Consider the following 12,216-nt stretch of genomic DNA (forward strand, 5'->3'; position numbering starts at 1 on the left):
GCAGACCCACGCCGCGCCCGGCCCGGCTATTTTCCCGGCCCGTGTCGCGCTGACCTGAATAAATCTACACACCCCCCAAACACCCCCACACACCACCCCCCACAAAACAACAAAACACCAGGTCAGAGCTGATCTTGAGGCAGGTTCCGGGCCATCCCCGCGCACCTGCTCGGCGGGCCAGCTCGATGTCCACCTTCGTGTGGTCCTGCTTCGTCGTCGCGATTCGCCCCGGACTCGCAGGTAGCCTCCGAGTCGACCGTCAGAACGGGGGTAGCAGTGGACTCGACGCCGATCTACACCGAGCTGCGAAAAACTCTGATAGACCCAGAAGACCGCAACTGGGGCCCCAGCGCTCCGCCCGAGTTCGCCGCAGCGCTGGCAGAACCGGTCGACCGGGCGACGCAGCCCGAGCCGAAGAAGGCGGTTCGCACCGGTCCCGGACCACGCAGCCGGGCTCGACGTCATCGCGCCGAGGACTGACCCGAACCAATGCCGCACCGCGCCCACATCAAGCGGCGCGGTGCGGTTTCGTTTGCCTCATCGGGACGCGAGCCGACGCTCGCGCTGGCGCACCGGGTCCGGCACTGGCGCAGCGGCCAGGAGTCGCTGGGTGTAGGCGTGCTGCGGGTCGCCGAGCACCTGGGCCCGATTGCCCTGCTCCACGACCTTTCCCTGGTGCATGACGGCGACCCGGCGCGCGAGCAGGTTCACCACCGCGAGGTCGTGGCTGATGAACAGGCAGCTGAAGTTGAGCTTGGCCTGCAGTGCTTGGAGCAGCTCCAGCACCGCGTCCTGCACCGACACGTCCAGCGCACTGGTCGGCTCGTCGGCGATCAGCAGCTCCGGTTCCAGCGCCAGGGCACGCGCGATGCTCACCCGCTGGCGCTGTCCGCCGGAGAGCTCGTGCGGATAACGGCGACGCATCTTTGCACCGAGTTCCACGGCGTCGAGCAGGGTGTCGACGCGGTCGTCGAGTTCGCGCCCGCGGGCGACCCGGTGCAGGCGCAGCGGTTCGGCGATGCTGTCCGCGATGCTCATCCGGGGGTCCAGCGAGGAGCCCGGGTCCTGGAAGACGATGCCGATGTTGCGCCGCACCGCGCGGAGCTGGCGAGCGGGCAGGTGGCTGATGTCCTGGCCGTTCAGCACGATTCGGCCGTCCGCCGGGGTCACCAACCGGGCCACGCATTTGCCCACGGTCGTCTTGCCGGAGCCGGATTCGCCCACCAGCGCCAGGACTTCGCCGCGCTCGATGTGCAGCGACACCCCGTCCACCGCGCGGTGCCCCGCGTAGCTCACCACCAGGTCCTCGATCCGCAGCACCGGCTCGGCGGGCTCCGACTCGGTGCTCTCACCGACTTCAAGGCGTGGCACGGCGGCCAGCAGTGCTTCGGTGTACTCGTGCTCGGGTGCGCTGAACAGCTGCTCCACCGGCGCCTGCTCTACGACCTCGCCGCGGTACATCACCACCACCCGGTCGGCGAGGTCCGCGACGACGCCCATGTCGTGGGTGATCAGCAGGATCGTCATACCGAGGCGTTCGCGCAGGTCGCGCAGCAGCTCCAGGATCTCGGCCTGCACCGTCACGTCGAGCGCGGTGGTCGGTTCGTCGGCGATGAGCACCTTGGGTTCGCAGGCCAGCGCCATCGCGATCATGACCCGCTGGCGTTGCCCACCGGAGAGCTGGTGCGGGTAGTGCTTCAGCCTTCGCCGCGGCTCCGGGATCCCGACGACGTCGAGCAGTTCCACGGCGCGTTCGCGGGCCTGTTCGGCGGGCACATCGGTGTGCAGCCGGATCGCCTCGACGAGTTGCCAGCCGATGGTGAAGACCGGGTTGAGCGAGGTCATCGGCTCCTGGAAGATCATCGCGATCTCCTTGCCCCGAACCCGCCGCAGGTCCTGCCCGCGCAGTTCGCGGTCCTCCAGCGCGATGCCGCCGGTGACGTCGGCGGTCGGCGGGAGCAGCCCGAGCGCGGACATCGCGGTGACGCTCTTGCCGGAGCCGGATTCGCCGACCACGGCGAGGATTTCGCCCGGCGCGATGCCGAAGCTGATCCCCCGGACCGCGTCGGTGACGCCGTCCTCGGTGCGGAACCGCACCCGCAGGTCGGTGAAGGAAAGCACGTCGCTCATCGGTTTCCCTTCGGGTCCAAGGCATCTCGCAAACCATCGCCGAGCAGGTTGAACCCGAGGGTGGCGATCACGATCGTCAGGCCGGGGAAGACCACCAGCCAGGGTGCCTGCGCGAAGTACGTCTGCGCCGACGACAACATCACGCCGAGCGACGGAATGGGCGGCTGCACGCCCAATCCCAGGAACGACAGCAGCGCCTCGCTGATGATCGCCTCCGGGATCGCGACGGTGATCTGCACCAGCAGCGCGTTCACCGCGTTCGGCAGGATGTGCCGGAACATCACGGTCGTGCTGCGCGCACCGGCGGCGACGCAGGCGGCCACGTAGTCCTCGTTGGCCAGGCGCAGCGTCTCGCCGCGCACCACCCGGATCAGCTTCGGCACCTGGGACAGGCCGATCGCGATGGCCGCGTTCATCATCGACGCGCCCATCACCGCGGCCAGTCCGACCGCCAGCACCAGGAACGGGAAGGCCAGCAAGGTGTCGGTGATGCGCGAGACGACGGTGTCGACGATGCCTCGGTAGTAACCGGCGATCAGACCCAGCGGCACCGCGACGACGATGGCGAGCAGGATCGAAAGCACGCCCACCACGATCGACGCCCGGATGCCGTAGAAGACGCGAGCGAGCTGGTCGCGGCCGAGTTCGTCGCTGCCCAGCGGCCAGGCCAGCGAAGGCTGTTGCAGGACGTGGTCGAAGTCGACCGCGGCCGGGTCGGCCGGCGCGATCACCGGGACCAGCACGGCGATCAGCACGAAGAGCGCGGACAGCACGAGTCCGACGACGCCGGTGCGGTGCCGCAGCAGGCGGCGCAGCACCCGGCGCGAGCCGCTCACCTGCGGCAAATCCGCGACTGCCTGGGTCATGCCGCACCTCCACGGACTCGGATTCGCGGATCCACCACCGAATACAGCAGGTCGACCAGCAGGTTCACCACGATGTAGCCGACCGCGGCGACCAGCACAGCGGCTTGGATCACCAGGTAGTCGCGGGTGAACACGGAATCGACCATCAATTTTCCGAAACCGGGCAGCACGAAGATCTGCTCGGTGACCACGGCCCCGGAGATCAGCAGGCCCAGTTGCAGGCCGAGGATCGTCAGCACGGTGATGAGGCTGTTGCGCAGACCGTGGATGCCGACCACCCGCCACTCCCCGGCGCCCTTGGCGCGCGCGGTGCGGACGTAGTCGGAGGTCAACGCGTCCAACATCGACGATCGCATCTGCCGCATCAGCACCGCCGCGAGTCCGCTGCCCAGCACGAACGCGGGCAGGATCATGCGCTCCAGGTTGCCCAGCGGGGATTCGGTGAACGGCACGAATCCGGAGGCGGGCAGCACGCCGAGCCAGACGGCGAACACCAGCACGCACACCAGGCCGAGCCAGAAGTTCGGGATGGACAGCCCGAACAGCGACACGCCGTTGCCCAGCCAGTCCAGCGCGGTGCCGCGGCGCACGGCGGCGATCACGCCGCTGGTCAGGCCGATCAGCGCGGCGAACAGCAGGCTCAGCAGGGCCAGTTCCAGGGTGACCGGTAATCGGCTGAGGATGATGTCGGTGATCGGCAGGCCGGTTTTGGCCGACTCGCCCAGATCGCCCTGCAACGCGCGGCCGAGCCAGGTCACGTACTGCACGTAGACCGGCTGGTCCAGGCCGTACGACTGGCGGATCTCGTTGATGGTGGCGTCGTCGGCCTCGGCTCCGGCGATCGCGATGGCCGGATCGCCGGGCAGCGCCCGGAGTCCGACGAAGATCACCAGCGACACCAGCACCAGGGTCACCAAGGACTGCAGAATGCGGTTGAGCGCGTAGCTGCGCAGCATTGTCATCCCCCCGCCTGGACGTAACCGGCGGCATTCATCCGAATGATCCCGTCCGGGTAGATCTGCACACCCGCGAGTTCCGCGGTGTGCGCTACGTAGTACTGCGTGCGGTAGAGGTAGATGACGCTGTTGCGCCGGTGCAGCTCGTCGACGATCTGCTCGTACAGAACCCGGCGCCTGGGCACGTCCAGTTCGGCGGCGGCCTGTTTGATCAGGTCATCCAGTTCAGGGGTGAAGTAGCCGCTGTAGTTGGACGAGCTGCCCTGGACGTGGAAGGAAGCGATGTTGCCGTCCGGGTCCGGTCGGCCGGACCAGCCGCCGAAGTAGGTCTGGAACTGGCCGTCCCGCGCTTCGGCGATCGCGGTCGTCGACTCGGTCGGGCGCAGCACGACGTCGAAGCCCGCCTCGGCGGCCATCGCCTGGATGATCTGCCCGGCCCGCATCTGGGTCGGGTCGTTGGCCAACGTCATCTCGAACCGCACCGGGGTCGGCACGCCTGCCTCGGCGAGCAGTTGGCGGGCCCGGTTCGGGTCGTAGGGCACGCATTCCTGGGTTTTCGGGGTGGCGTACTCGCTGCTGTCCGGGATCGGTCCGCAGGCGGGTTGGTACAGGCCGTTGAAGGCGATCTTGTTGAGCGTGCCGCGGTCGATGGCCAGCGAGAGGGCCTCCCGCACCCGGGGGTCATCGGCGAGCGGACCGGTCACCTCACCGGTTTCGCCGCCCACGTTCTGGATGTTCGGCGTGATCGCGTAGTACTGCAGCGTTGGCTGGTTGAGCAGCACGATCCCCCTGTCCCGCACCAGGATCGGCACTTCGGGGGTCGGCACCTCCCAGATCACGTCGAACTCGCCGGAGCGCAGGTTGGCCATCCGGATGTTGTCGTCCGCCACGATCCGGTAGATCAGCCGGTCCAGCTTGACCTTGTCGCGGTCGTAGTAGAACTCGCTGCGGTCCAGCACGATCCGGTCCTGCGCGACGCGTTCGACGAACTTGAACGGGCCGACGCAGACCGGGTCGTTGGTGAAGTCCTCGCCGAGTTCATCCAGCTTGGCCGGGGACATGACCATTCCGGCGCGGTCGGCGAGCATGCTCGTCAGCGGCGCGTAGGGCCGGGACAGGGTCAACCGCACCGTTTGGAGGTCCAGCACCGACACGGATCGGACCGCGCTGAGTTCGGTCTTGCGGCTTGATCCACCCAGTTCCCGGTGCCGGTCAAGGCTCTTCTTGACGGCGGGCGCGTCGAACGGGGTGCCGTCGTTGAACACCACGCCCTGCCGCAGCGGGATGGTCATCTCCAGACCGTCCGGGGAGACCTGCGGGAGTGCCGCGGCGAGTTGCGGCACGATGTGCACGGACTCGTCGACGTCGTAGAGCTTCTCGCACATGCTGGTGAAGATCTGGCGGCTGGCCAGCGTCGACGCCAGCGTCGGATCGAGCTTGTCCGGCTCCTGGTCTAAGGCGATCACCGCTTCGCCGCCGCGCACCGTCGGGGCCTGCACCGAGGAGCGCACCTGGGCGGCGGTCTGCTCGACATCCACCAGCGGAGCACACCCGGTCACCCCGAGCACCACGGCCAACAGGACCGGGAGGCATCGTCTGAACCGCACCGTCACACACGCCTCCCGCGAACCTCAGTGGTAAACGCGGAAACCGTATTTGCCCGGATGGCGCCATGTCCATATCCGTGATCGTTCCGCCATCGAGCGGAAATCAGTGGTCACGCATTACCGCGGAAACGGCACCTGCGCGAAACGCTCCCGGAACAAGCCTCGGGTCAGTCGACCGCGGAGGAGAAGTGCGGCATCGAAACCGCTGGGACGCGTGCGGCCGACGACTTCTGGTCGTCGTCGGTGGGGGTCGCGTCGAACAGCGTTTCCTCGGCGGATTCGGGCGTTTCGACCGGTTCCGGCGGGGTCGGCTCGGCGGCCTTCTTGCTCAGGTGCTCGCGGGTGCGCTGCGCGGCGCCGCGGATCTGCTCGGTGAGCTGCTTGTTGGCCTGCCGGGTTTGTTCCTCTTCGCGCTCCTGCTGACGGGTGCTGCGCACCGGCGCGGGTTTCGGGGCGCGGGCCGCCTTGATGTAGCGGTCGAAGACGGCGCGCAACTGCTGCGCGTGACCGTCACTCAGATCGATTTCGTACGTCACGCCATCCAGCGAAAAGGTGACGGTGTGGTTGGCTGGCGACCCGTCGATGTCATCGACGAGTTCGACCTGAATCCGCTCGGCCATGATCACCTGTCTCGGGAACGTGCCCCGCCTCGATCCGCGACACTTGCAGGTAAGACTACTGCTAGCCCCTGGCCACGTTGTAGCACGCGGCATCGCTGTTGTCTCGTACTTAACCATAGAACAGCTCTGCGACCGGCCGATAACCGCCGGGTGGGTCACATGCGCACTGACCCCACGAGCACCGGCATCACCAACGGACAGTAACCACCACGGGCCAATCCGAGAAAGTAATCCAGCGCACATCGCAGAAAATTCCGGTGGCGGGTGGAACATTCTTGTGGCGATCGTTTATTGTTCGCTCGCTCTTCTTCGCACCGCGCGTGCGGAGAAGAAGGGGAATCGAGCCGGAATCGAGGGTTACCGTGGCGCAGAAAGTCACCGTTCAGCTCGTCGACGACGTCGACGGCACACCAGCCGACAGCACCGTCGAGTTCGCCTTGGACGGGGTGAACTACACAATTGACCTGTCCGCCGATAATGCCGCCAAACTCCGCGACTCGCTGGCGTCTTTCGTGGCCAGCGCGCGGAAGACCGGTGGCCGCAAGCGCGCGACCGCCAAGCCCGGCAAGCCGTCGGCGACGCCGAGCACGGCAGACCGGGAACGCAACCAGGCCATTCGGGAATGGGCCCGGAATCAGGGGATGCAGGTTTCCGATCGGGGTCGCATTCCGGCCGAGGTCGTCGAGGCATACGACAACGCTCAGTGAGCAGGCAGCACGGGCGGCTGGTTCGAAGCCCTGGCAAATCCGGCCGCCCGTGAAACTCGCGCAATGACTCCTCGTAGCACGGCGGTGAACCATCGGTATTGACCGCCGTGAATCCTTTATCTGGTCGCCAGGAAGTCGGTGATTTCTTGGCGGGTGGGCATCGAACTGCTGGCGCCGTTGCGCTGCACCGACACCGCTGCCCCAGCCGAGGCCAGCCGCAGTGCCTCAGGCACTTCGGCGCCCTCACCCAGCGCCGCGCTGAGCACTCCGACGAAGGTGTCGCCCGCGGCCGTCGTGTCCACCGCGTCCACCGGGAAGCTGGGCACCGCCACCCGCGCGCCGTCCCGGTTGCCGTAAAGCGAGCCGCGCGCACCTAGCGTGATCACCACCTCGGGGACGAGTTCCAGCAGCGCCGCCAGTGCGCGATCCGGGTCTTCGTCTCCGGCCAGGATCGCCGCCTCGTGTTCATTGGGCACCAGCAGATCCACGTTCGACAGGATGTGCTCGGACAGCGGCGCCGCCGGAGCAGGGGTGAGCACCACGCGCACGCCGTTGCGTCGGCCCGCCGCCGCGGCCGCTGCCACCCCGGTGAACGGAATTTCCAGCTGCAGCAGCAAACTCCGCGCTCCGGCGATCAGTTCTTCGTCGCCGTCGGCGAGCGCGTCGACCGTCCCGTTCGCGGCCGGGACCACGACGATGGAGTTGCCGCCCTCGTCGTCGACCACGATGTGCGCGGTGCCGCTGCGCCCCGGCACCGTCCGCAGGCCGCTGACGTCTACAGTGGACTCCCGCAGCGTCTCGCGGATCTGGGTGCCGAAGTCGTCCTGCCCGACCGCGCCGATCAGGTGCACCGCCGCGCCCGCCTTCGCCGCGGCGATCGCCTGGTTGGCGCCCTTGCCGCCGGGCACCGTGTGGAACTCCCGACCGAGCACCGTCTCGCCCCGCTTCGGCGCGGTTGCGACGTAGGCCACCAAGTCCATGTTGCAGCTGCCGAATACGGCCACAGTCGTCGTCACGCGGTTCATCATGGCCGATGGGGTTGCCCCGAGAGCTTGACGGGTCCTGCACCGTTGGACGACGTAGCATGCCGACCAACCGTCGAGGAGAGGGCTGGTTCAAATGGCTCACGTCGTGGTCCGGTACGGCCGTCCCAGCCCGTCACCGGCGCTGCCGGGGTTGTCCTGAGCATGCCCGATGCGCTGCGATGACCCCGTCCGGCGGCGACGCGCCGGGAAGGTGCTCGACTCGGCGCAGCCGGACATTTCGCTGGAGCGCCCTGCGGGCAGGACGACCCGAGAACCGGGAGAAGGCGAGACGCGGTGGACTACGCGGTGACAGCGGAGCTCGAACCGCCAGCCGGTGTGGTGGAGCTCGACGCGCTGCAGCAGGAAGGGATCGCGGCCGTGTTGGACCGCCACCTCGCGCTGGTCGAGGGGGTTTCCGGGCCGGGCGACGCGGACATCGACGTGTTGGACTACCGGATCACGGTGCACCCGGCGGGCGCGAGCGTGGTGCTCGCCCTCGACGCGCCGTCGCTGTTGGCCGCCGAGGACGCCGCCGCCTCGGTGCTCGACGAGCTGATCGGCGAGAGCGAGGTGCTCACCGGCTGGTTGGTGGCCCACTCGGAGGTGCAGATCACCGAGGACGAGTTCAACCAGCGGCTGGCCGCCGCCGGTGACGTGGGCGCGGACAACGCGTTGGAGGCCGCCGTCGAGGAGGCGTTGGAGACCTCGGCGGAGCCCGCGATGGACGTCGAGCACTGGCGCGCCCGGCTCACCGAGCTGGCGCCGCAGTTGCGGGCCTTCGATGCCGGTGCGTTCGGCGTCGAGCCCGGCGAGCACACCTTGCCCGCTGGTGCGCTGATCCACGCGGTGCGGGTGGTCACCGACGAGATCTTCTACGACGAGCTGGCGCTGGCGGTGAACAACGCGACGGTCGCCGACGCCGTCGGCCTGCTGGTGCTGGAGGAGCTGCCGCCCTGCTACGACCACCGCTACGACGCCTTCTTCGCCCGCGCGTTCGTGCTGTCCTCGGCACCGGTGGCGCAGCGGCTGACCGAGGCGGCGTGGACCCCGCCGCGCACCGTGGCGGAGGCGCTGGCGTTGCGGCTGATCATCAACGAGGCGCGCGTGGTGCTGGAGGCCGCGGAGTTGATGACCTGGGACGCCAGCGAACCGGTGTTCGACGCGTTCGCCGCCCGGGCCTTCGGCGACACCGACCACGACGAGCTGTACGAAGTGGACCTGTCCCTGGCCGCCGACGCCGAGCCGGAAACCGCACAACAGGTGACCAAGGTGGAGGCCGAACTGCACGCCCGAGGCCTGGCCTTCGACCAATGGTTCAACCCCCGCGGTGGAAACCCAGCCAGCCACCCCTACCTCGGCTCCCTGTAGCGAGGTGAAGGGCACCTTTTACCAAGTAAGTTGGCGAAAGGTGCCCTTCACTCCTCGCCCGAACGGGGTGCCTGAGGGGTGCCGCGGTGCAGGCGCTCAGGTTTGGTTGCGGATCGAGTGCGGGGGGACCGTGGAGCCGATCAGGCTGGCTTCGTCGATCGTCCGCGGTTGGTAGGCGGACTTCGCGAAGGCGTCCAGCATCACGTTGGTCGGGTCGTCGATCGGCTCGACGCGCCCGAACAGGAACGCCCACTCGTGCTCGTCGGAGCCGAAGTAGGCCACCGTGTCGAACATCGTCCGGAACCGGTTGTAGGCGCGGACCAGCGTCTTGTTGCGCCAGATCGTCGGGCAGCCCGCCTGGAACGCGACCACGCCCCCTGCCGCGAGCACCGCCTGGCAGCGCTGCAGGAACTCCAGCCCGTACAGCCGGTTGTGCTGACCATCGGCCTCGTCGGCCCGCTCGTCGGGGAGATCCACGACCACGATGTCGTAGCCCTCCGGCGGCGCCTGGTCGAGGAATCCCCAGCCGTCCGCGTAGTGCAGCTTGATCGGCCCGTCACCCCGCTCGACGCGGGCCAGTTCCTCGGTGCTGTAGCCGTACGGCAGGTGCTCGGCGCAGACGCGCACGCACTGCTCGTCGATGTCGACGTGATCGACCCGGCTGGCCCCGGCCGCCACCGCCAGTTGGCTGGCCACCCCCTCGCTGGAGCCGATGATCAGCACCTGCTCGACCCGCTCCGCGAGCAGGAAGGCCGGCACCACCATCGCCTCGTGGTAGACCAGCTGGGAGAACTCGGTGCTCTGCCGGTCGTCGTCGCAGAACAACGAGATCCCCTGGCCGGTGCGGCCGACGACCACGTGCTGGTAGGGGGTGTCGCCCTCCCACAGCACCTCGTCGACCCGCCACAGGCGCTGCAGGTCCTCGCCCAACGGTTCCTTGATCCACCGGTGCCCGTCGAGTTCCATCAACGGTGCTCCTCCTCGAATTGCGTCGCCCGCCAAGGGCGTGCCTGATCAGCGATGACACTGCTTCCACCACGCAGGCAGCTGGACGGCCGCGGCCCGGTCACGAGGCCAGTTCGGCGTAGTCCCGACCGCGGTGAATGGTTCGGACGTGCTGCGCGGCCGGTTTCAGCGCCGCGGCGAGGACCTGCACCGCGCGCTCCGGTTCAGCGGTGTGCCCGCAGGTGAACACATCGATGAAAATCGAACCATCCTCCGGGTACGTGTGCAGTGAAGCGTGGGACTCCGACAGCAACGCCAACACTGTGACGCCCTGCGGCTCGAACCGCTTGGCGATCATCTGGCACACCGTGGCGTGCGACTGGCTCAACGCGTCGTGCAGGGTTTCCCGCAGGAACTGCTCGTCGTCGAGCAGTTCCGGATCAACGCCCTCCAGCTCGGCGAGGACATGCCGGCCGGTGAACAACCCGACCGGCGGCGTCCCGGTGTCAACGGACATCTATCGACCTCCCATCACTCAGCAGATTTCCAGCAGTCGAGGTTTCCCGGGCTCGTATCGCGCGAGCGGTCGCGAACCTCCTCGCGATCTTTCAGTTGACGGTTCGGGCACAGCGCTGCCGAGCTGATCACGGCCGGTGGTCGCCGTCGACGCAGTAGGTGGGCAGCGGGGTGAACCCGTTGAAACCCACGGATGAATAGCTGGCGGTGTAGGCCCCGGCGCTGAGCAGGTCCACCCAGTCACCGCCGCGCAGCGTGTGCGGCAGCTCGTAGCGGGTCCGCTGGTAGAGCACGTCATCGCCGTCGCAGCTCGGCCCGGCCAGCACGACCGGACCGCTCGGGTCGCCGTCGCGCGAGGTGCGCAGCCGGTAGGTGATGGCCTCGCCTTCGGTTTCGGCCAGCCCGTTGTAGCGGCCGACATCCAGGTAGACCCAGCGGCGTTCGCCGTCGCAGGAGTCGGTGACGAGCACCACTTCGCTGCGCAGCACGCCCGCGTCGCCGACGATGTGGCGGCCCGGCTCGATGAGCAGTTCCGGCCGCTGGGCGCCGAAATTGCGGTCCAACGACTCCTCGACGCACCGCACGTAGTCGGCCAGCGGTGGCGCGGATTCGGTGTACTCGGCGGGCAATCCACCGCCCAGGTTCACCATCCGCAGCCGCACGCCCGCTTCGGCGCACTGCGCGAACACCTGCCGGGCCGCGCTGATCCCGTGGTCCCACGCACCGGGCTCCAGCTGCTGCGATCCAATGTGGAACGACACGCCGCAGGCGTCCAGGCCGAGTTCGACGGCGCGGCGCAGCAGCTGCGCGGCGGTCTCGGGCGGGCAGCCGAACTTGCGGCCGAACGGCGTGCGGGAGCCCTTGTTGTCCACCAGGACCCGGCAGAACACCTGCGAACCCGGCGCGACCTCGGCGATGTTGGCCAGGTCGGCGGCGCTGTCGGTGGCGAACAGCCGCACGCCCTGCTGGTGGGCGCGGGCGATGTCGCGGCGCTTCTTGATGGTGTTGCCGTAGGAGATCGACTCCGGTGCGGCACCCTTGACCAGGCACAGGTCGATCTCGCCGGGGCTGGCGACGTCGAAGGACGCGCCCAGGCCGACGAGTTCACCGACCACTTCGGGAGTGGGATTGGCCTTGACCGCGTAGCAGATCCGGGCGTCCGGCAGCGCGGCTCGCAGCTGCCGGTAGCGATCGCGCACCTGCGCCAGATCCATGACCAGGCAGGGGGTTTCGGGTCGCTGCTGGTCGAGGAACCGCAGAATCGGGTCCGCAGCGGCTGATCCGGTCACCTGCGCGGTGCCGCTCGGGCGGTCCGTCACACCGGTGGTGGCGGACAGATCGGTCAATCCCGGTACCTCCGTCTCGGCTGGTGGGGATGGGTTTTTCGGCAGCGGTGCCGACTCTTCGAGCGTAACTGCGACCAAGCACAGTACCCCGCTCACTTACGGATTTCGAACCGCGTCCGACGCTTCCCCC

Annotated in this window: 11 protein-coding genes; 2 read left to right on the forward strand and 9 right to left on the reverse strand. The window is 68.3% G+C overall.

Translation table 11 applies throughout. From position 1 onward, the window contains the following. Positions 1-537: 537 nt before the first annotated feature. The 5 genes from ACTWQN_RS29605 to ACTWQN_RS29625 all read right to left on the reverse strand — a co-directional run bounded on the left by ACTWQN_RS29605 (position 538) and on the right by ACTWQN_RS29625 (position 6,179). Entirely contained in the window at positions 538-2,130 is a 1,593-nt protein-coding gene (locus tag ACTWQN_RS29605) for an ABC transporter ATP-binding protein (protein WP_443206892.1), read from the reverse strand. Then, positions 2,127-2,996 carry an ABC transporter permease gene (locus tag ACTWQN_RS29610; protein WP_443206893.1) on the reverse strand — a complete coding sequence of 290 codons (870 nt, stop codon included), beginning with the start codon at positions 2,994-2,996 and terminating at the stop codon, positions 2,127-2,129. The genes ACTWQN_RS29605 and ACTWQN_RS29610 overlap by 4 nt, the downstream gene beginning before the upstream one ends. Then, positions 2,993-3,958 (reverse strand): ABC transporter permease, encoded by a 966-nt coding sequence (locus tag ACTWQN_RS29615; RefSeq protein ID WP_443206894.1) that lies wholly within the window; start codon positions 3,956-3,958, stop codon positions 2,993-2,995. Before ACTWQN_RS29615 ends, ACTWQN_RS29610 begins: the two co-directional genes overlap by 4 nt. Beyond that, on the reverse strand, positions 3,955-5,565 hold the full coding sequence (locus ACTWQN_RS29620; protein WP_443206895.1) for an ABC transporter substrate-binding protein: 1,611 nt from the start codon (positions 5,563-5,565) through the stop codon (positions 3,955-3,957). Before ACTWQN_RS29620 ends, ACTWQN_RS29615 begins: the two co-directional genes overlap by 4 nt. A 161-nt stretch (positions 5,566-5,726) precedes the next feature. Further along, positions 5,727-6,179 carry a histone-like nucleoid-structuring protein Lsr2 gene (locus ACTWQN_RS29625; protein ID WP_443206896.1) on the reverse strand — a complete coding sequence of 151 codons (453 nt, stop codon included), beginning with the start codon at positions 6,177-6,179 and terminating at the stop codon, positions 5,727-5,729. 362 nt (positions 6,180-6,541) lie between these two features. Here ACTWQN_RS29625 and ACTWQN_RS29630 point away from each other — a divergent pair, with 362 nt between their 5' ends. Then, on the forward strand, positions 6,542-6,886 hold the full coding sequence (locus ACTWQN_RS29630) for a histone-like nucleoid-structuring protein Lsr2 (protein ID WP_443206897.1): 345 nt from the start codon (positions 6,542-6,544) through the stop codon (positions 6,884-6,886). A gap of 116 nt (positions 6,887-7,002) precedes the next feature. Here the strand turns inward: ACTWQN_RS29630 and rbsK are convergent, their stop codons facing one another. Continuing rightward, positions 7,003-7,902 carry a ribokinase gene (gene rbsK / locus ACTWQN_RS29635; protein ID WP_443206898.1) on the reverse strand — a complete coding sequence of 300 codons (900 nt, stop codon included), beginning with the start codon at positions 7,900-7,902 and terminating at the stop codon, positions 7,003-7,005. Between the two features lie 303 nt (positions 7,903-8,205). Between rbsK and ACTWQN_RS29640 the strand changes: the two genes are divergently transcribed. Continuing rightward, on the forward strand, positions 8,206-9,279 hold the full coding sequence (locus ACTWQN_RS29640; RefSeq protein ID WP_443206899.1) for a hypothetical protein: 1,074 nt from the start codon (positions 8,206-8,208) through the stop codon (positions 9,277-9,279). Positions 9,280-9,375: 96 nt separating this feature from the next. Here the strand turns inward: ACTWQN_RS29640 and ACTWQN_RS29645 are convergent, their stop codons facing one another. From ACTWQN_RS29645 to ACTWQN_RS29655, 3 genes are all read right to left on the reverse strand, one after another. After that, complete coding sequence (locus ACTWQN_RS29645; protein WP_443206999.1) at positions 9,376-10,245, reverse strand: spermidine synthase; 870 nt, start codon at positions 10,243-10,245, stop codon at positions 9,376-9,378. 100 nt (positions 10,246-10,345) lie between these two features. Then, the gene (gene speD, locus ACTWQN_RS29650) at positions 10,346-10,741 is read right to left on the reverse strand and encodes an adenosylmethionine decarboxylase (RefSeq protein WP_443206900.1); all 396 of its coding nucleotides are present in this window, start codon (positions 10,739-10,741) and stop codon (positions 10,346-10,348) included. A 127-nt stretch (positions 10,742-10,868) separates the two neighbouring features. Further along, positions 10,869-12,086 carry a type III PLP-dependent enzyme gene (locus ACTWQN_RS29655; protein ID WP_443206901.1) on the reverse strand — a complete coding sequence of 406 codons (1,218 nt, stop codon included), beginning with the start codon at positions 12,084-12,086 and terminating at the stop codon, positions 10,869-10,871. Positions 12,087-12,216: the final 130 nt, after the last annotated feature.

The sequence above is a fragment of the Saccharopolyspora antiqui genome (genome assembly GCF_052246905.1).
Classification (GTDB): domain Bacteria; phylum Actinomycetota; class Actinomycetes; order Mycobacteriales; family Pseudonocardiaceae; genus Saccharopolyspora.